This is a genomic window from Algoriphagus hitonicola, from assembly GCF_900113375.1.
Taxonomy (GTDB): Bacteria; Bacteroidota; Bacteroidia; order Cytophagales; family Cyclobacteriaceae; genus Algoriphagus; species Algoriphagus hitonicola.
In genome coordinates, this window is record NZ_FOPC01000001.1 from 364,378 (window position 1) to 383,779 (window position 19,402).

Annotated in this window: 16 protein-coding genes; 9 read left to right on the top strand and 7 right to left on the bottom strand. The window is 43.4% G+C overall.

Annotated features, from left to right (window positions below; translation table 11 throughout):
• Positions 1–71 precede the first annotated feature (71 nt).
• Positions 72–1,217, top strand: a complete 1,146-nt coding sequence (locus BM043_RS01680) for a cystathionine gamma-synthase (protein WP_092788502.1) — start codon at positions 72–74, stop codon at positions 1,215–1,217.
• On the opposite strand, the gene BM043_RS01685 is transcribed toward BM043_RS01680, so the two are convergent.
• The 4 genes from BM043_RS01685 to BM043_RS01700 are packed head-to-tail and all read right to left on the bottom strand — an operon-like array spanning position 1,218 to position 8,896.
• Complete coding sequence (locus tag BM043_RS01685) at positions 1,218–2,051, bottom strand: hypothetical protein (RefSeq protein ID WP_092788503.1); 834 nt, start codon at positions 2,049–2,051, stop codon at positions 1,218–1,220.
• A 3-nt stretch (positions 2,052–2,054) separates the two neighbouring features.
• Entirely contained in the window at positions 2,055–3,005 is a 951-nt protein-coding gene (locus BM043_RS01690) for a Smr/MutS family protein (protein WP_092788504.1), read from the bottom strand.
• Entirely contained in the window at positions 3,002–4,300 is a 1,299-nt protein-coding gene (locus tag BM043_RS01695; RefSeq protein WP_092788505.1) for a cryptochrome/photolyase family protein, read from the bottom strand. The genes BM043_RS01690 and BM043_RS01695 overlap by 4 nt, the downstream gene beginning before the upstream one ends.
• Before the next feature lie 42 nt (positions 4,301–4,342).
• Positions 4,343–8,896, bottom strand: coding sequence for a translocation/assembly module TamB domain-containing protein (locus tag BM043_RS01700; protein ID WP_245752887.1), 4,554 nt, complete (start codon positions 8,894–8,896; stop codon positions 4,343–4,345).
• Between the two features lie 50 nt (positions 8,897–8,946).
• Here BM043_RS01700 and tsaD point away from each other — a divergent pair, with 50 nt between their 5' ends.
• Genes tsaD through BM043_RS01725 form a run of 5 tightly spaced genes read left to right on the top strand, consistent with a single transcriptional unit; the run spans position 8,947 to position 12,202 of the window.
• Positions 8,947–9,960, top strand: coding sequence for a tRNA (adenosine(37)-N6)-threonylcarbamoyltransferase complex transferase subunit TsaD (gene tsaD, locus BM043_RS01705; protein ID WP_092788506.1), 1,014 nt, complete (start codon positions 8,947–8,949; stop codon positions 9,958–9,960).
• A gap of 1 nt (position 9,961) precedes the next feature.
• Complete coding sequence (smpB, locus tag BM043_RS01710) at positions 9,962–10,429, top strand: SsrA-binding protein (protein WP_092788507.1); 468 nt, start codon at positions 9,962–9,964, stop codon at positions 10,427–10,429.
• The gene (locus BM043_RS01715) at positions 10,392–11,192 is read left to right on the top strand and encodes an SH3 domain-containing protein (protein WP_092788508.1); all 801 of its coding nucleotides are present in this window, start codon (positions 10,392–10,394) and stop codon (positions 11,190–11,192) included. The genes smpB and BM043_RS01715 overlap by 38 nt, the downstream gene beginning before the upstream one ends.
• A gap of 2 nt (positions 11,193–11,194) precedes the next feature.
• Entirely contained in the window at positions 11,195–11,704 is a 510-nt protein-coding gene (locus BM043_RS01720) for an HNH endonuclease (RefSeq protein WP_092788509.1), read from the top strand.
• A gap of 51 nt (positions 11,705–11,755) precedes the next feature.
• Positions 11,756–12,202: a lipocalin family protein gene (locus BM043_RS01725; protein ID WP_092788510.1), complete on the top strand. Its 447-nt coding sequence runs from the start codon at positions 11,756–11,758 to the stop codon at positions 12,200–12,202.
• Between the two features lie 7 nt (positions 12,203–12,209).
• Here BM043_RS01725 and BM043_RS01730 read toward each other — a convergent pair whose 3' ends face one another.
• On the bottom strand, positions 12,210–12,812 hold the full coding sequence (locus BM043_RS01730; RefSeq protein WP_092788511.1) for a ribonuclease HII: 603 nt from the start codon (positions 12,810–12,812) through the stop codon (positions 12,210–12,212).
• The gene (locus tag BM043_RS01735) at positions 12,784–15,456 is read right to left on the bottom strand and encodes an MGH1-like glycoside hydrolase domain-containing protein (RefSeq protein WP_092788512.1); all 2,673 of its coding nucleotides are present in this window, start codon (positions 15,454–15,456) and stop codon (positions 12,784–12,786) included. The genes BM043_RS01730 and BM043_RS01735 overlap by 29 nt, the downstream gene beginning before the upstream one ends.
• Before the next feature lie 131 nt (positions 15,457–15,587).
• Between BM043_RS01735 and BM043_RS01740 the strand changes: the two genes are divergently transcribed.
• Genes BM043_RS01740 through BM043_RS01750 form a run of 3 tightly spaced genes read left to right on the top strand, consistent with a single transcriptional unit; the run spans position 15,588 to position 18,256 of the window.
• Positions 15,588–15,965, top strand: a complete 378-nt coding sequence (locus tag BM043_RS01740; protein WP_245752889.1) for a BlaI/MecI/CopY family transcriptional regulator — start codon at positions 15,588–15,590, stop codon at positions 15,963–15,965.
• Entirely contained in the window at positions 15,965–17,020 is a 1,056-nt protein-coding gene (locus BM043_RS01745; RefSeq protein ID WP_092788513.1) for a M56 family metallopeptidase, read from the top strand. The genes BM043_RS01740 and BM043_RS01745 overlap by 1 nt, the downstream gene beginning before the upstream one ends.
• Positions 17,021–17,050: 30 nt before the next feature.
• Complete coding sequence (locus tag BM043_RS01750; RefSeq protein ID WP_092788514.1) at positions 17,051–18,256, top strand: hypothetical protein; 1,206 nt, start codon at positions 17,051–17,053, stop codon at positions 18,254–18,256.
• 26 nt (positions 18,257–18,282) lie between these two features.
• Here BM043_RS01750 and BM043_RS01755 read toward each other — a convergent pair whose 3' ends face one another.
• The gene (locus BM043_RS01755; RefSeq protein ID WP_092788515.1) at positions 18,283–19,401 is read right to left on the bottom strand and encodes a glycosyltransferase family protein; all 1,119 of its coding nucleotides are present in this window, start codon (positions 19,399–19,401) and stop codon (positions 18,283–18,285) included.
• Position 19,402 lies beyond the last annotated feature (1 nt).

Here is a 19,402-nt window from a genome sequence, read left to right on the forward strand (position 1 = left end):
ACAAGTATACGAGATAAGAATAAATTCGCCTATTCATTTAGCTAAGACAAACTTTAAAGATTAAAACCAATATGAAATTCGGTACAAAAGCCATTCACGCCGGAGTAGAACCAGATCCAACAACCGGTGCGATCATGACTCCCATCTACCAAACCTCTACCTATGTGCAGCGCTCCCCCGGAGACCATCAAGGATACGAGTATTCCCGAACACATAATCCCACCCGAACTGCCCTTCAGGACAACTTGGCAGCTTTGGAAAACGGAAAACACGGCATTTGTTTTTCTTCGGGATTGGGAGCGATCGATGCGGTGATCAAGCTTTTCAACCCAGGTGATGAAATCATCAGTACCAATGATTTGTATGGAGGTACTTATCGATTGTTTACTAAAGTTTTTGAGCGCTATGGAATCAAATTTCACTTTGTTCCCATGGCCGATGCCAGTGTAGTAGCCGAGAAAATCAATGCTAACACGAAGATGATATGGGTAGAAACCCCCACCAATCCCATGATGAATATCATCGATTTGGAAGCTATGGCTAAAGTCGCCAAGTCCAGCGGTGTCCTTTTGGCAGTTGATAATACTTTTGCCTCTCCGTTTATCCAAAACCCACTTGACTGGGGAGCAGATATCGTGATGCACTCGGTAACCAAATACCTTGGCGGCCACTCTGACGTGGTGATGGGCGCTTTGGTAGTAAATAACGATGAGCTTGCGCAAAAGCTGGTATTTATCCAAAATGCCTGCGGGGCCACACCGGGTCCACAGGATTGCTTTTTGGTATTGAGAGGAATCAAAACGCTGCATTTAAGAATGGAGCGTCACAGCCAAAATGGCAAAACTATCGCAGCTTACCTGAAGAATCATCCAAAAGTTGCCAAGGTCTATTGGCCAGGTTTCGAAGATCATCCCAATCACGCTATTGCTAAAAAGCAAATGCGGGATTTTGGAGGAATGATTTCGTTTACTTTGAGGGACAATCGATTAAAAGATGCCAAAACAGTCATGGAAAATTTCAAACTTTTTTCTCTGGCGGAATCCCTTGGTGGGGTAGAGTCTCTTTGCGGACATCCAGCCAGTATGACTCATGCGAGTATCCCCCGGGAAGAGCGGGAAAAAGTCGGTTTGGTCGATTCACTGATTCGGCTGAGCGTCGGCGTAGAGGATGCTGAAGACTTGAAAAATGATCTTGCCGAAGCCCTGTCAAAAATCTAATTAATCCAGAATTTTCTGGAATAAGGTCAAAGCCTGTTTTTCCACTTGGGAAGACAGGTTTTTCTTTTTGTGGCGCAATTCTTTGACCCAATCCACGTATTTCTTGGAAACCTGTTCTTTGTCACTGAGAAAATAAGTCAAAGACTGAAGCTCCAGATGATTCGCATACCAAGGCTTGAGTTTTTCTTTCAATTCCGAAATTTCATCATGGATTTGATCTACAAAAATGGAATTGAAACCCAGGTGGATCAGGAGATTTTCTAGCATAATGATTTTGCGGAGCCCTTCAAAAATATCTTTTAATGCTTTGGAATCCAGTCCGTTACTTTTGTCAAGTTGAAAATATTCCAGTTCTTCTTGAATCAGCTGGTTAATAGCTGTATTGACCGTCAGCGGCTTGATGTTTTTACTGCTTTGTTGTGATTTGAGGAGGAGTTCATCCCAGTCCTTGAGGGAACTTCCGATAATCTGATCAAAGGTCTCGGTATAAAGCCCTTTTTTTGATTTGTCCAGGTAGCCAGCATAGGAATTGTATGTTTCCCCTGTAGTTTGGATGCGTTCCCGGATTCCCCGCTCGACGAGTTTAAGGTGATGGATTTTCCGCAGGTTTTTTTGAAGGGTTTTGAAAGGCGAGAACAAATCAAATTGAAGGCCTTCTTTTTCGAAGTGAACCTTGGCCATCAAGTCTGAATAAAGCTCCAAAAAGCTCAGTTTATTATAAAGTTCGATTGATTTTTTGGACTTGATTTGTTTTCCGAGAGCCAGGAATAATTCCTTCGCTTCGCGGTGCTGCTGCTCAAAAGCCTGAAAAATCGGAGAAGTTTTTCGCTGCATGAATTAGGAAATTCTGACTAGGGTGGCTCCAAAGCCCCACTTATCTTTCTGCGTGTCCTGAAAGTAATTAATATTTCCCAATTGACTGAGGCGCTTGTGAATTTCTTTTCGAAGGACTCCGTTTCCGATCCCGTGGATGAAGGTGATTTCGTCCATACCGGTTTGAATGGCTTGGTCGAGTTTTCGCTCAAAAACCTCCAATTGAATCCTGAGCTTTTCCGAGTTGTTGAGCGAATCGTGGTTTTCTACCAGTTCTTCGATGTGCAAATCGACGCTTCGATTTGGTCGCTCTCGTCGCTGTTCTTCGGGTTTGGGCCGTAGCGAGTCCAGTTCGTAATTCAGCGCCTGAATATCCAATTCCTTGGTGGTTTGCTCCAAGTGAAAAAGATAGGCGGATTTGTTGAGAAAAAGGGCTTTGCTGAGATGCTTGAAAAACTGGGTAGGTTTGATTTTGAGTTGTCTTTCAAAAGGAGGAATGGCTTTTTCCAGTCGGTTTTGAATTGGAATAAATCGAAGTAAGAAAGCTGGCCACTGATCCATTTCTTTGAGCATGCGATCGTCAAATTTTTTAGCGATTCCGGGTTTGATATTTTCGGCAAGAAGCGTCCGATGATTGGGACCAAAAACCTCTGAGGCATGAGCTAAATATTCCTGCTTGCTATCATTGATGAGATAGAGACTTAAATTTTGATCGTTGATCGGGACAAAAGCCAGATACAATCCCTGATCTTTTGGAGCAGAAATTGGCGCGGGGGTTTCGGCTTTGATTTCAGTTGATTCGTTATCCCCGAAATAGGCTCGCTCGACTTCAGAGATGACGACCGCTTCCGACTTCATGGCCGGAATGATAAATCCATCCTCGATTTCTACCTCGATTCTACCACCTGAGGATATTCTCCGGATTATTCCTTCTTCTTTGCCGTGAAGTAATCGTACTCGATCGCCGATGTTCATGAATTCAGTGCTTCTTTGTAAGTATCCAATGCTCTTTGTCTTGCAAATTTATGATCTACGATGGGTTTTGGGTACTCTTTGCTATTTAATTCTGGAATCCATTTTTTGATGTACTTCAGATCCTTGTCAAATTTCTCCGTTTGGGATTCGGGATTGAAGACCCTGAAGTAGGGCTGCGCATCCGTGCCCGTCCCGGCAGCCCATTGCCAGCCGCCGTTGTTCGATGCAAGTTCGAAGTCCAATAATTTTCTTGCAAAATAAGCCTCTCCCCAGCGCCAATCAATTAGCAGATGCTTGGTCAAAAAAGAAGCAACGATCATCCGAACTCGATTGTGCATATATCCGGTGGTATTGAGCTCTCGCATCCCCGCATCCACGATGGGATAGCCGGTTTTTCCTTCGCACCAGGCCTTAAACTCCTCTTCATTATTTCGCCAGGGAATCTGATCATAAGCTGGCTTAAAAGCTTTGTCCACCACTTGGGGATTATAGGCCAATATGGTCATGTAAAACTCCCTCCAAATCAATTCATTCAGGTAGGTGTCATTGAGTTTTGCGGCTTGGAGTGCTAGATTTCGGATAGATATCGTCCCAAAACGCAGGTGAATCCCCAATCGGCTGGTTCCTGATTTTGCTGGGAAATTCCGGGTTTTGTCATAATGGGCAATAATTTCTTCATCAGTTTGCCTCGGAGGGATTTCGATTTTTGATCGGATAAATCCCACTTTTTCCAGACTTGGCAGTTCCAAGGCCTTGGTTTGGTAGAGATTTTTCCAGTGGAAATAACTGAGTGCCTCGATGTTTTGCTTTTTAAATTGATCCAGCCAAACCTTACTGAAAGGGGTGAAGACTTTATAAAATTCACCCGAACCGTTAAGCACCTCGCCCGGCTCAAAAATCATTTGATCTTTAAATGTGTAAAAGTCAATCTTTTGCTCCTTAAGGAGTTTTTCTACCGCTTGATCTCTTTCTTTGGCGTAGGGTTCGTAGTCACGATTGGTGTAAACGGCCTGAAGATCATATTCTTGCGCCAATTCCTGATAGACTTCAATCGGCTTTCCGATTTTGACGAGTAGGGAACTCCCTTTTTCTTCCAACTCGGATTTGAGTCGGCTGATCTGATCATGGATAAATCCCACCCGGGCGTCATCTTTGTCCTCTAGTTTTTCGAGGATGTTTTGATCAAAGATGAAGAGCGGGAGGACGTTTTCTTCCTGCTGAAGCGCATAATACAATCCAGTATTATCTTCCAATCGAAGATCTCTTCGAAACCAAAAAAGCGTCAATTTTTTCATGGGGTTAGTTTTTGATAAAAAGTGAATTCAGACTGGAAATGTTCAGTTGTTTTTCTCTTTTGGGAGCACTTTCGTTTCCTTCTTTTGATGAAGTTTATCCAGTCGTTCTTCGATATTATCCAGCTTCACAGGTTTCCAGTCCTCCTCTTTATATCTCAGGTAGTTGTCCGAGTCCTCGCGGAGATCATCCTCTTCCTCCTCTTTTTGGGTGATTTTCCGAAACAGTTCAGAAAAGGAGTTAAAAGAGATATTCTGAGATAGGGATACCCCGTAGGTGGCTACATTTCTGGAGAGCGATAAGGAAGTAAAGGTGTTGAAATTATTTCTATTGAATACCCGAAGTCGATACACACCGTCTTCTGTGATCATGTACTCGGCTTGCCAGTCGCCAATAATGGATGCTGCATCGGCCTGTCCGTTATTTCCCGTAAATCCCCCGTCTCGAGATACCCGTAGCCTTCCATCCAAAAAGGTATAGGCCACACTCAACTGGAATGTTTCCAGTGCATCTTGATCGAGCGAAGCCAAGTCAATGTTTACCTCCAGATTTTTGTCCACCTGACCGAGGAAACTATTCAATTGCGAGGAAAGAAGTTGCCCCAAGGAATTGGAGAAGGAATTTACCCCTGCAAATTGACCTTCAGGGGAGAATGATCGGGTCATAATGACGGAGAAAACCTGCCGGTTCATTTCCTGTTCGTCATTTGCGATACGGGACTGAAAAGCAGAAATGGCTGTTTGAATTTCTCCGCTGCTTGGGAATTGCGAGAAGTCAAACCCAAAATCAAATTCGGGTGAGAGTAGTTCTCCATTCAAGTTCATAATTACATCCACGGGGAAGCGTCTTCTGGTTAGGCTACTTTCTTGTTCGCTGACAGAAGTCCGGGCCACGAGTGGCTGAATCGAGACTTGTTCAGTGTATTTGGCGGTCAAATCCATCACTCCCTCGTAGGGGTTTCCATACCAGGTAATGCGACCTCCAGGCTCGACTGCAAACTCTTTGCGAAGCACATTATAGAGGGAGAAATTATACATGGCCTCGGTGATTTCATAAGTTCCGCTCAAGGTGAAGAGTCCCTGCGTGTCAATATTCATGGTCAAAACTCCCCGGCCACGGCCTGAGATTTTCTCTTCCGTTCGCGGATCGATGATGATTTCTGCATAGGCATCTGGGGTGATGTCGAGAATAAAATTCATTCGTACATTTTCGATGTCGAGTCGATTGACGTCCTCCGAGATTTCCTGAATTCGCGCGGTATCCTGCACATTGATGAAATGGATAAAATCTTCACTGGTCTGATCATCACTGCTAGTCAGGGGTATGAAAATCCGCGTGTTGGGCTGACTGGTGGCTCTTGCGGTAATATCCAAGTTAGAGGTAGATCCTTCGATGTCCAGTGTACCCGTGACAAAGGCATCCCCGTAAAAGGTTTCGTTGTCTCGGTCGGTGGTGTTGAGTACCTGAAAATTATTCATCCTCGAATCAATATCCAGAATAATATCATTCAATCCCTGATAGGTAAGTCCGCCATTGAGACTGGCGGTATTGCCATTCACATCTTTCAGGGTCAGTTGTGAAAAATTGATCTGTCCTGGATCGAATATCATACTCCCGTCGAGTTGATAGGGAGTGTTGAGGAACTTTATCCGGAATTTCCCCTGATTGACATCTCCACGTCCCGTTAATTCGGGCTGACTGGCATTTCCTCTCAACCGGAGATCACCGGTGACTGTGCCGCCCATTTCAGAGAGATAATTTGACAAAAACGGCTCAAAACTCCCCAATTCTGCACCTCTCAGTTCTCCATCTAGATTAAAATCAAACTCCTCGAGACCGATGTCCCCGGCCATTTGGATCGTTCTATTCCCATTGAGGTAATTCTCAAAATTCACTTTTAGTTGGTTTTCAAAGAGTTGGGCTGTGGTTTGGATATTTCCGATGGGCAACTGATTGATCAGAAAATCCTTGATTTCAAACTCCAAATCGAGCTGTGTCTCCCCACTCTCAGAGGTTCGCAAGTAGATATTTCCATCAGAAGTACCTTCGTATTCTTGGGCGGTGAAGGTATTGAATAGGTCAACATTGACATTTTGAATGCTCAGGTTGAGGCTGTCTTTGACATTCTCACCATAGGTTCCTTCGAGATCAATTTCTTCTTTACCGGAGAGGATCCTTACATTTTCAAAGGCAATTTCTCCTTGCCGAAGTGTGATTAAATTGAGTGAATCAAAATTCCAGTTTCTATCCAAAACCACTAATTCGGAAGGTTGAAAGGAGATTTTAGTGTCATTTTGCGAAAATTCCGCAACAGCATCCACTCGGGCACTGCTCATGGTGGAATCTTGGTCGAGGGCAAATTCCAGATTCAGGGCATTTTCATTCCAAATCGCTTCAAATCCAAAATTGGAAAAATCGAGTTCTCGGCCAATATGCTGTTCCTTTGAATAGATGTAAAATGAAGCTAAAATGTCTTCACTGTTGATGATTTTTGAGGTGTTAAAATCAATATTGACGTCCCGAGCCATATTTTCCTGGTATTGCAGGGTATCTATGCTGGTGAAAAAGTTGAAGATGGTATTTTCTTCGGTTTGGTAAAATGCACCTTCAATTACTGTGTTTTTGGAAATTTGGTAATCAGGTTGAAACAAATCCAAGAGCGGATTGATATCGATTAGGCGGACATTGAGGTCCAAATTGTAAGGGACGGAAAAATACTCCTCCAAATCTGCCACCGGAGGTTCTTCTTTGGTGATGATCGATAAATATTGCTGAAGCAAAAATGGGAGATCTTTGGCCATCTGCTCTAGCTGAAACTGTCCCGATGCACCGGCTACCACATAGTCGGAATTGAGTGACATCGTCCGAGTGCCTCCAGCAAAAAGGGACTGAAAATAGAAGTCACCCAATTCTAGGTAACGATCTTTATACCCCATGGCTATATCTGTAAATCGGGCAATTCCAGTCAGGTCATCGATATTGATCCCCTCAGTATCCATTTCGATTTTTCCCTTGACAAAGGTCTTTTCCTGAGCGAGTTTTAGCTGGTCGAGATTTGCGCTATCCAGCGTAAGTTCGAGATTGATCGCTTCTGAATCTTCGCGAAGATCGATAGAGCCATTGGCTAACAACTGAAGATTGGGATCATCGATTTGGAGATCCCCCTCAAACAGGTCCAATCCATAGGTAGCCGTCGTCTCGATGTCCTTGTAGTCATAGCCCAGGATACCGATATGGGCGATTTTTGCATCCAAATCCAAGAGTAAATTATCGCGATTATTTCCCGTGATATTGACATTTCCTTCTAGACTTAGTCGCTGAAGCAATTCAGGATTATCGATCAAAACACCCAAGTCAAGTTCTCGGATGACTACTTTTGATACGATTTGGTTGACTCCGTCTTTGAGATCATAATTAACTCGACCCTCCAAATCTCCGATGCTGGTACGGAACTCACCATTGGTGGTAAATCGGGTGGGTAAACCTGCAAAATCCGCATTGAGACGAATAATATTCAGTTTTCGGATTTCTTTTTGAATATCCTCACTGAGGTAAGGCGCCAAATCCTGGGCTTGGATAGTTGAGTTTTTTAAAGATAAATTCAGGTAGGTGTTTTCCACATCGGGAAGTCCATCTACTCGGAAAGCACCAAAAATTTCTGTTCGTCTCCCAAGTCGAATCAATAGCTCTTCGGAACGAATATCCGAAAGTGGTCCTGAAACTTTCCCACTCAACACGATATTATCTTCGATATCTGGAAGGTCAGGGACAAAAAACCGTAAATCCTGAAGTCCGATGGAGGTTTCATCAAAGTCAGCGATTACGACGACTTTATTGATAAAATCCGAAAATGCAGCTGCGCTGGCATATTCGAGTCTGAGAAAGTTTTTGATCGAACTTTTGTTGGTGATGAGATTAAGCTGATCAAACTCCAAAAGCTCGGAGTTATAAGTAAGATCAGTCGTAAATTCTTTGATTTCCAGACCTGAATTGGATTCAATCCCAGCCAAAAGTTCGATATCGATTCCGATTTCATCCCCTTCCACATAAAAATCGGAGGCACTCGCCTCGATCTCTCTAAATCTCATATGATTATAATCCAATCCGGTTGGAATGGTGTCTGCGTTATAATTGGCCAAGGTGAAAGCCGATTCTCTCAACTCCAGCTTCCCAATACTAAATCGACCGCCTCCGGAGGAATTACTCGAACCAAAAAGGGAACTTAATTCTTTGATCCATCGATTGATATTCATAGCTGAGTCTCCCGAGTGGGTCAAAAGCTGAATCGTCGCCTCTTCTATCCGGACTTCATCGAGTTTGGGGCCGGAGCCGGATAGGAGGGAGTTTACCTCAAAATCAATAAAGGCGCTTTCGGCAAAAATCATGGTGCTGTCCTGATGATCTTTGATTTCCAGCTGGGATATTGATATCGCATCCCACCAATTAATCGCCACCCGATCGATGCGGGTTTTAAAATCAGAGTTCTTGTTGAGGTAACCGGTGATTTGATCGATCGCCCAGTTTTGGACAGTTTCGGTCTGCAGGAGTCCAGCGATGAGTATAATCGTTAAAAATAAAGTAGCTATACCCCAAAGCAATAATCGAAGTGCTTTGAATAAAAAATTCCTAACTTTCGTGCTATTTTCCAATGGATACCAACGATATTTCTATTTTAGCAATTGAGTCCTCTTGTGACGAAACCTCTGCCTCTATTATCATAAATGGCAAAGTACTTAATAATATTGTGGCCACACAATCAGTCCACGAAAAATATGGGGGAGTTGTTCCCGAATTGGCTTCTAGAGCGCATCAGGAAAATATAATTCCTGTCGTTGAGGAGGCTTTGAGGACTTCAGGAATTAACAAAGAGCAGCTTTCGGCCGTGGCTTTTACCCGTGGACCGGGTTTGATGGGCGCTTTGCTGGTTGGGGTGAGTTTTGCCAAAGCGTTTGCCTTTGCTAGAAAAATCCCCTTGATCGAGGTTAATCACATGCAGGCGCACGTTTTAGCGCATTTTATCGAAGATCCAAAACCCGATTTTCCCTTTATTTGCCTGACCGTCAGTGGAGGGCATACCCAGCTGGTATTGGTCAAAAGCCCGCTTCAGATGGAGGTAATCGGAGAGACTCGTGACGATGCCGTGGGAGAGGCTTTTGACAAGACAGCCAAGCTCTTGGGGTTGCCCTATCCGGGAGGTCCGTTGATTGACCGTTATGCTAAAGAGGGAAATCCAAGGGCTTTTGAGTTTCCAATCACGCGGATGCCCGATTTGGATTATTCCTTCAGTGGAATCAAAACAGCAGTATTGTATTTTCTGAGGGATCAATTGAAGGAAAATCCGGATTTCATCTCGGAAAATTTAGCTGACCTTTGCGCCAGCATCCAATACAGTCTAATCGAAATGCTGCTGATCAAGCTGAAAGCTGCAGTAAAACAATACCGGGTCAAGGAAGTAGCGATTGCGGGTGGAGTATCAGCAAATTCCGGATTACGAAAAACGCTGTCCGACCTTGCAGATCAAAAAGGCTGGAATCTTTACATCCCTAAATTCGAATATTGCACCGATAATGCTGCGATGATTGCGATGGCGGCGCATTTCAAGTATCTTAAAGGGGATTTTTCGCCAATGGATGTCACTCCTCTTGCCAAAATGAAACTCTAATATGTCAAAGACCAATAAATTTGAGAAAATCATCAACATCAAGAATAAGAAGGCAAGCTTTCAGTTTGAATTTATTGATACCTATGTCTGTGGGATGGTCCTGAAAGGGACGGAAATCAAATCGATCCGTGAGGGGAAAGTGTCACTGACAGAATCCTTCTGTATTTTTTTGGATGGGGAATTGTACGTCAGGCAGATGCACATTGCGCCGTATTCCATGGCTGCCAATTACAATCATGAGGCGGTCCGTGACCGAAAATTACTTTTGAATAAAAGAGAACTCGAAAAACTCGAAACTAAGTCAGCGGAAAAAGGTCTTACTATCATTCCGGTTCGTATATTTATCAATGACCGAGGCATCGCAAAAATGGAAATAGCCCTAGGTCGAGGTAAAAAAACGCACGACAAACGACAGGATTTGAAAGAAAAAGATGCCAAAAGAGAACTTCAGCGAATGGCCCTTAAGTGATGGATACGGGATCTGTAGGCAGACCATATTACCGGTCTACAAAAGGCCTTCGGTAGATTCAGCCCTTTTGACCCAATTGCTTTTTGGTGAATGCTATCAGGTATTGGCCGTAAGTACCGACCGGTCCTGGTACAGGATTTTTCATGAGGACTCGCGAATCGGCGGATGGATTTCTTCCAAATCGCTCAAAGAGATTAACCAAGAAGAATATCAAAATTACCTCAATCAGGATTTTCAAGTAGTCGTCAGTCCCATTGCTGCCATTGAGTATAGTGGGACCAACTTATATTTATTGCCCGGGAGCCGCTTGCATTTTTCGGATTTGGAGCTATTCAACTGGCAGGATCATATTGGATTCACCGGGCAGACCCGCAGTCATGCGCTTCGTGCCAATCGGGATGAATTGATACAAATTGCCTTAAAATATATCAATGCCCCTTGGCAATCCGGAGGAAGGAGTATTTTTGGCTTAGATGAAACATTGGGATTTGCTTTGATTTTCCAAATGGCCGGTTATTCTTGGCATTCAGGCCATCTTCCTGGAAGTTTAATTAGTTTTTCCAAATGTGAAGTCGGAGATATTTTGATCTGTCATCAACCCGGAGCCGAAAAAGACCAATTTGCCATTTATTTGGGATTGGAAGAAGTCCTCCAAATGGATGGTAGAATGCGAGTCTGTGATTTGGATGAATGGGTGGCAAAAGTGACAAACAATCGAAATAAACAGGAAGTTTTGGAAATTAGAACTGTTTTTAGTGCATAATTATGGAAAAGCGAGTGCTCGTTTTGAATATGGATCATTCTCCGATAGGGGTGGTTTCTCCTCAAAAGGCCATCGTCCTGACCTTGTTGGATAAAGCCAATGTGCTGTCGACCTATGAACTGTTGGAGATTCGTACAGTCAGTAGAAGTTTTGAGTATCCGGCTGTTATTTGCTTAAACGAATATAAAAATGTTCCTTACAAGGGAGTTTTGCTTAATAGAAATAACCTGTTTCGCCGGGACAACGGAGAATGCCAATATTGTGGCAGTAGAAGGCATTTGACCATTGATCATGTGGTGCCCCGGTCAAAAGGCGGCAAGACTTCCTGGACCAATCTTGTAACAGCCTGTAATCGATGCAATGTCAACAAAGGAGACAAAACTCCCGAGCAGGCCGGCTTGTTGCTTCGAAACCATCCCTTCCGACCTTCTTTGTCCTTTTTTTTGGCAGACTATGCCGAGCGGCACGCAGGGGAGTGGCTTCCCTTTTTGCAGGTGAAAATTACTCCCTGAATTTTTAATCAAGACGATGGAATTTGGCAATAAAATTGCCTCTTTAACGATATGAATTTCAAAGTCTACGTTATCTTGGCCTTTAGTTTATTTTGGTCAGCACCAATCCAGGAAAATCCCGATCTAATTGGGAAATGGCAGTTGGTATATTTTGATGGAATCGAGCAAATCAGACAGTCATCGCGCTATCGAAATGCCCCTGCCGAAGCCAAGCAAGACATGGAATACCGAATTGCCAATAGACTGGAAAATACAGTGTATGAATTTATGGAAGAGGATTCCTTGGTTTTTACCGATTACGGTCAAAAAGGGATCGTCCAAAAGCGGGTGAAATTTGAGGTGGGCGAAGATCAAGTGCTTCACATTTTTGAAGAAAATCAAACCCGTAAAGCCAAGATTATAGAGCTGACAGAGAATCGCTTGGTTTTAGAACCAATCAGTGAAAGTGGGGTTTTGGGAAAGCTTATTTTTGAACCTTGGGTAAAGCCTGAAGAATAAATCTAGCCTACATCTTCAAGTTTAACTGTTCCGGCAACAGCTTAAAACTATTTCGGTGCCATTTTGTCTTTCCGTGTTTTCGAATGCCCTCCCGATGTGCAGCCGTGGGGTAGCCCACATTTCTTTCCCAAGCATAATGCGGGAATTCCAATGCGAGTCCTTCCATCAATTGATCCCGATACACTTTGGCCAAAATGGATGCTGCAGCAATGCTGGCTATTTTTCCGTCTCCTTTGATTACACAGGTGTATTCCAACCCCAATTTGGATCGCCAACGATTTCCGTCTATCAGGAGGTGTTCCGGTCTGACTTCCAGCTGCTCCACGGCCCGTTCCATCGCCAGAAAAGAGGCATTCAGGATATTGATTTGATCGATTTCGGCAACTGAGGCTTCGGCTATCGCCCAAGAAAGGGCTTTGTCTTTGATCTCAGCAATTAGATCTTCCCGGTCAGCTTTTTTGAGTTTTTTGGAATCATTAATCCAGGGATTGTTGTAGGTAGATGGCAAAATCACCGCAGCAGCTACCACAGGTCCTGCCAGGCATCCGCGACCTACTTCATCACATCCGGCCTCGATTCGATTAGCTTCTAAAAAGGGGAGAAGGGGCATGATCTTCAAATTCTTTTTCCTTATAATATTTGTGAATCATCTCTGATACCAGGCCTGTCCAACCGGTCTGATGGGAGGCCCCCAGACCTTTGCCGCTATCTCCATGGAAGTATTCATAAAACAGAATGTAATCCTTGAAGTGTGGATCTTTTTGAAATTTTGAATCATTTCCAAAAACAGGCCGATTCCCCTGTTCATCCCGCATAAATATTTTCATACATCTGAGCGACAATTCTTTGGCGATGAGGTCCATAGTCATAAAATTGCCCGATCCAGTGGGGTATTCGATAGAGAAATTTCCCCCGTAATAAAAATCAAATTTTTTGAGAGATTCGATGATCAAATAATTGATCGGAAACCAGATCGGTCCCCGCCAGTTGCTATTCCCGCCAAACATCCGGGTATCGGATTCTCCGGGAGTATATTTAACAGAAAAGATGTCCCCGTTGATTCTCATGGTGTAGGGATGAGCCAGGTGAAATTTTGATAGTGAACGGATTCCGAACTCACTCAAAAACTCTTCAGAATCCAACATTCTGTGTAGTACACTTTTCATCCGATGCCCTCTCAGAAGGGAGAAAAGTCGCCGTTTGTCCTGCCCGGGCTGAGCCCAACTGGACACCAATGCTGCCAATTTTGGCTTTTCGCGCATGAAAAAATCCAACCGTTTTTTGAACTCCGGCAACTCGTCAAAGAGATCCTCCCGAATCGGCTCCACAGCAAACATCGGAATCAAACCGACAATGGACCGAACTTTCATTTTCTTGGGTTCTTTCCCTTTGACATGAAATACATCATAGAAAAAATTATCCTCATCATCCCAAAGCGAAATATGTTCCGAGGAGATATTACTCATCGCACCGGCGATGTAAAGAAAGTGCTCTAGGAATTTGGTGGCGGTAAACTGATAGGTCTTGTTGAATTCACAGAGGTCAAGTGATATTCTCAACAAGTTGAGAGAAAACATCGCCATCCAGGAAGTAGCATCAGCTTGCTCGAGTTTGCCTTGATAGTGTTTGGCATGGCTCCGGTCAAAGAGGGATATATTATCCAATCCCAAAAATCCACCTTCGAAAATATTGTTCCCTTCTGAGTCTTTTTGATTGACCCACCAAGTGAAGTTGAGCATCAATTTGTGCATAGCCCGCTCCAAGAATTCCTGATCGCCTTTTCCTCCGTTTGCTTTTTTATCAATTTGATAGACCCGCTGCACGGCATAGGCATGGACTGGTGGATTTACATCGGAAAAATTCCATTCATAGGCTGGAATCTGACCATTGGGATGCATGTACCATTCATTGAGCAACAAAAGCAGTTGGCCTTTGGCAAATTCCGGATCGATTCGCGCAATCGGAATACAGTGAAAAGCCAAATCCCATGCCGCGTACCAAGGGTATTCCCATTTGTCCGGCATGGAGATGATATCGTAATTTTGGAGATGGCGCCAGTTGCCATTTCGTCCTTTTTTTCGCTCGACCGGGGGAATGTATCTTCCGGGGTCTCCCTCGAGCCAGCGTTCGACATCATAATAATAAAACTGCTTAGACCACATCATGCCTCCATAGGCTTGACGCTGAATATTTTTTAAGTCTGGATCAGAGACCCTTTTTTGTAAGCCCTCATAAAACTCATCAGCTTCTTGTTTTCGCTGATTTAGACAATCCTTACAAATACTTAGCGGATTGGGCTCGTCTTGCCTTTGCAGCCTAAATTTTACCTGTCGGCTTTCACCCGCCGGAATTTTCAATTCATAAATAGCCGCGGCTTTGGTGCCAAAAAACGAGGGATTGAGCCGGTTGTCATTACCATGAATGACGAAATCATTGATGGCATCCTTGGTGTATGGACGCTCATTTGGGATGTTGTATAGTTTTTCCCGGTTGGTTTCATTGTTACAAAATCGGATATCCGGATTCCCATCAAAAGTCATGTTGAAGTTTCCGGATTTAGGACTGAAAACCTTGATTTGATTGGATCGCTTGAGACTTAGTTTGGGCATGAAAGGCTCATGTCCGGTAAACCAAGTTTTTCGAAACCAAATCGTAGGCATTACCCAGATAGAAGAGGCTTCTGGACCGCGATTATGAATCGTAGCCACAGCGATGATGTCCTCAGCATCATGTTTGGCGTACTCAATAAATATGTCAAAATATCGGTCCTCATCAAAAATCCCCGTATCCATCAGTTCAAATTCCGGGTCTGCTTTACCTCGACGTTTGGTTTCCTCGACCAATTCTTCGTAAGGAAATTTAGCCTGAGGATACTTGTAAAGCATCTTCATGTAAGAATGGGTTGGGGTAGAATCAAGGTAATAATAGATTTCCTTGACGTCCTCGCCATGATTCCCCTGATTTCCGGTCAAACCAAAAAGTCGCTCTTTGATAAAAGGGTCTTTACCATTCCAAAATGCCCAAGCAATACAGATTTTCTGCTTGTAATCCGAAATCCCGGCAATCCCTTCCTCTCCCCAGCGATAAGCTTTGCTCCGGGCTTCTTCGTGCGTTACATTTTCCCAAGCCGCTCCGTCCGGGCTGTAGTCTTCCCGGACCGTTCCCCACTGCCTTTCCGTGAGGTAAGGTCCCCACTTTTTCCAGTGTTTCTTGCGCTCCTTATCTTCTTGTAATCGTGTGTATTCGGCTGACATGTAGGTTCTCAGTATTGAGCAGGGGCGAAATTAGGATATTCTCGCTATTAACTCTAAAGAAATCCATTAGGTTTTTTTAACGATTCTACATTTGTAGAATTAAAAAACTATTCTACATTTGTAGAGAACAAATGAAAATCTACTCCATGCTATCCAAGTCAGAAGAAGAATTGATGAATTACCTCTGGAAACTCAAAAAAGCCTTCATGAAGGATCTTTTGGAGCAATATCCGGAGCCAAAACCTGCCCCGACTACGGTTTCGACGCTTTTGAAACGAATGCAGGAAAAGCAATTTGTGGGGTATAATTTAATCAGGAATATGCGGGAATACTATCCTTTGGTCAGCAAAGAGCAGTATTTCTCAACCCATCTAAAAGGCCTGATCAAAAACTTCTTTGATGATTCACCGGCGCAGTTTGCCTCATTTTTTACCAAAAAGACAGAAATGTCAGAAAGTGAACTGAAAGAACTCAAGGCTCTTATTGACGATCAATTAAAGAAAAAATAATGGAATACCTGTTCAAATCCATCGCTTGCTTACTGCTGTTTTTATTGGTACATCGCCTCTTTTTGCAACAGGAAGTTTTGCATCGATTCAACCGCTTTTTTCTTTTGGCAGCTGTGCTTTTGTCCTTTTTGATTCCACTCAATCAAATCGAAGTACCTTCTCTCAAGCAAGCGCATCTAGTGGAAGAAGAGTTTTCCCAACCCGAAAATTTTTCTGTAAATGAAGGATTTACCCCAACAGAAATCGAGTATAGCAATAAACCGGAAGCATTCTCTAATTGGGATTGGAGTAAACTTCTTTGGGGGATCTATTTTCTAATTTCCCTTGTCTTTTTATTTCGCTTTTTGAGAAATTTTCAGCTGCTTATTTCTAAGATCAATTCAAACATTCAAGTGAATTATCGGGGACAGACCCTGATTTTACTTCCTGAAAATACCCTCCCTTATTCCTTTTTGAAATACATATTTGTTTCAAAGGACGGCTTCGAAAGCGAAGGCCTATCTGATGCGGTGTTTGAGCATGAGCGGGTTCATGTGGTTGAGAAACACAGTTGGGATTTGATTTTTGTAGAGTTGCTGCTGATTCCGCTTTGGTTTCATCCTGGGCTGTATTGGCTAAGACATGCCATCCGACTCAATCATGAATTTATCGCTGATCGTTCCGCAATTCAGCGCACTGAAATCACCGACTATCAATATGAATTAATCCGCTTGGCCCAGTCCGGGACTCCTTCTGCCTTGGTCAGCACTTTGAACTATTCCCTCACTAAAAAGCGCATTCAAATGATGACTAAAACAAGTAAGCCGATTCATGTGGCCTGGAAATTCCTAGCGGTAGTCCCGATTTTGGGGTTGATTTATTATGGATTTAGTGAAAAGGTAATTGCACAATCAGATAAAAGGAATAGCGAAGTGCACATTTATTCCGGAGGGAATGAACGTTCTGAGAATACCTATGATTTGGCTTTTTATTTGGATCCGAGTGGAAAAATTTATCAAGAGGGTGAAAAGAATCAAAAAGATCATGAACTCTCAGAATTAGATCAATGGCTTTAAGAGTTACCTGACCAGAAACTTAAAATAAAGATGATTGTCCTGGAAGGAAATACCACCGGGAATGTGGCAAAAGCTCAGTCTATTCTGGTAAAACATGAAATTCGAAGAATACGGATGATGGATGATCCAAAGAAAGAAACACTCGAAAAGAGTTCCTCCATGAGTTACCAGCTAGTTTATGGTCAGAGTCTTCAAAAAATGACCAAGTCTAAGTACTTCAGCCAAACCAAATTTATTCTCAAATTTCCCGATGGGGAATTGGAGGAAATGAGCTATGAAGAGCTCCCTCAAAAAATCAAAGACGAACTTCATGAGGCTCCAGGAAAAATCGAACCGAATGCCCCAACTGCGGATATATTTGAAAGCTGGAAAGATGGGGATGAGTACGCGCTTTGGCTGGATGGCAAGGTGATTCCCAATTCAAAACTGAATGAGATTTCTCAAGATGAAATCGTACATTTCTTTTCCAGTTACGTACACGACAATGCGAGATCGGAGCGCTTTCCGCAGGATTATCAAGTGCATTTGTACACCTTAGAGGCTTTTGAAAATACCTATGGTGAAAACTCAGATATAAGGACCAAGCCGCTTCGAGGCACAGTAACCATTCCGGTGAACGAACCTAAAAGCCAACTTTTTTCATCAAGTAGTCATCCTCTTTCCTTGTATCAGAGGGATTTGGAATCTTATCATCAAGCTCTAAAAACAGGTCCTCACTTTGTCGAAAGAAGTCAACTAGAGCAAGAGGAAATGATGCGACAATTTTTGGATCTAGGAGGAAGGTACTATAGGTTTCACGCAGCCAATAAACCGGATGTAGATCGGCCAACCCATCCTTTTGCACCATTTGTTCAGTTGGAGAAAAACGGGAAAACGCTGTTTAAATTACCGGAGGATTTGACGGAATCAGAGAAGGCAAATCTTCAATCTCCTTCGCCTGCCACGGCGGTTTCTTCCGCGGCGAAGACCTATCAGAAATTGTTTTTTGCCTATGAAATCAAGCGAAATGAAAAACGACATTTTGTAACCAAAACTCCCGAGGAACAAAAAAGACTTCTCGATGAATTTGAAGAGGTCCAAAATGCGTACATGGGCTTGGATCATCTCGAGAAAAGAACTGCGGTAAGACCCACCAATCCCTACCATCCGTTTGTAAAAATAGAGGAAGGTGGAAAGTCTTCCTTTAAGTTAATTGCAGCATTGACCTCCGAAGAAAGGGCTGCTTTGGGTTGTTAAAAATGGGAGAGTCGAATGGGGTGGTTTTATCCCAATTCCAAGCTAGGAGACTGGTTTTGAGAAAAATATTCTTCAGGTTGTAAAAGACCTTGAAGGATATTTCCCCAGGTAAGTTGCCAAATTTGGAAATTTAGTTTTTGACTTTCCCATTCGGAGATTTGACTTTCAAACCAGCCAAAATCAAAACTTTTGGAGGGGATTCCGATGCCATTTTGTTCAATTTCCAGGGCATTACAGGCTTGCTCGTATTGTCCTGCCACAGGGATGACCATGACTGGCTTTCCCAAATACATAGCCTCACAGACGGATTCAAATCCAGCGGTACAAACCAAACCTCGGCAAGCTGCCATATCAGCCAAAAATGTCCGATCATTTACCCGATGAAAACTGAGATTGGGAAGTGGGAACTCGCATTCGGCGGCATCTTTTTTGTCCCAATAGGCCTTGATTCTCAGCTGTGGATTAGCTTTCGCAAACTGGAAAACCTCCTCTGCGTATCCGGGATTTACCATATAGGTGAGGAAATAATCCCCATTTGAGGAATCAAGATTCTTCACTTCTCGTCTCAAGAGCGGAGGAACGACCTGAACTTTTGGAGTGGACTTTTTCTGCGGTAAAAAGGAAAGACCCAAAACTTCATCCGCGCCCAACCCGGTCAGTTTGGTATTGAGTTGAAATAGGATTTTTTCCAATGCGCGATTAGGTGCAAACCGAAAATCAGGATGCCAAATCATGTATTGATGGCCGATGACCCAAAATTGGGCTTTAGGACGAAACCAAAAATTGTAAAGTCCCCCGAGCAAATCATAAAAATTGAGAATAATGTCCGGCTGGGTTTCCGTGACAATATGATGAATGCGATTAAGACTTTTTTGATAGCTTCCGACTTTCAGGCTGTTTTTCCAGATCGTTTTCGTCAAGTTGATCTTTTTCTGAGAAGCATCACATTCAAAATTGGGACTGTCCACCAAACTGATGGGTGCCTTGATTTCTCGTTCAAAAAAGGAAGGAATTTCCCTTCGCTTGCTTTTCCCCACAATGACCGCCACCAACTCGTGACCCTGAGTGCTCAGCAACTGTGAAAATGAAATCGCCTGGGTCATGTGCCCGCGACCTTCTCCCTGTACGATGAACAAGAATTTCATG

Coding starts and splice junctions, on each gene's coding strand:
- BM043_RS01715 (WP_092788508.1), top strand. CDS start 10,392: ATGCCAAAAGAGAACTTCAGCGAATGGCCCTTAAGTGATGGATACGGG.
- BM043_RS01720 (WP_092788509.1), top strand. CDS start 11,195: ATGGAAAAGCGAGTGCTCGTTTTGAATATGGATCATTCTCCGATAGGG.
- BM043_RS01745 (WP_092788513.1), top strand. CDS start 15,965: ATGGAATACCTGTTCAAATCCATCGCTTGCTTACTGCTGTTTTTATTG.
- BM043_RS01695 (WP_092788505.1), bottom strand. CDS start 4,300: ATGAAAAAATTGACGCTTTTTTGGTTTCGAAGAGATCTTCGATTGGAA.
- BM043_RS01730 (WP_092788511.1), bottom strand. CDS start 12,812: ATGCCCCTTCTCCCCTTTTTAGAAGCTAATCGAATCGAGGCCGGATGT.
- BM043_RS01755 (WP_092788515.1), bottom strand. CDS start 19,401: ATGAAATTCTTGTTCATCGTACAGGGAGAAGGTCGCGGGCACATGACC.
- BM043_RS01690 (WP_092788504.1), bottom strand. CDS start 3,005: ATGAACATCGGCGATCGAGTACGATTACTTCACGGCAAAGAAGAAGGA.
- BM043_RS01735 (WP_092788512.1), bottom strand. CDS start 15,456: ATGTCAGCCGAATACACACGATTACAAGAAGATAAGGAGCGCAAGAAA.
- tsaD (WP_092788506.1), top strand. CDS start 8,947: ATGGATACCAACGATATTTCTATTTTAGCAATTGAGTCCTCTTGTGAC.
- BM043_RS01725 (WP_092788510.1), top strand. CDS start 11,756: ATGAATTTCAAAGTCTACGTTATCTTGGCCTTTAGTTTATTTTGGTCA.
- BM043_RS01680 (WP_092788502.1), top strand. CDS start 72: ATGAAATTCGGTACAAAAGCCATTCACGCCGGAGTAGAACCAGATCCA.
- BM043_RS01685 (WP_092788503.1), bottom strand. CDS start 2,051: ATGCAGCGAAAAACTTCTCCGATTTTTCAGGCTTTTGAGCAGCAGCAC.
- smpB (WP_092788507.1), top strand. CDS start 9,962: ATGTCAAAGACCAATAAATTTGAGAAAATCATCAACATCAAGAATAAG.
- BM043_RS01750 (WP_092788514.1), top strand. CDS start 17,051: ATGATTGTCCTGGAAGGAAATACCACCGGGAATGTGGCAAAAGCTCAG.
- BM043_RS01740 (WP_245752889.1), top strand. CDS start 15,588: ATGAAAATCTACTCCATGCTATCCAAGTCAGAAGAAGAATTGATGAAT.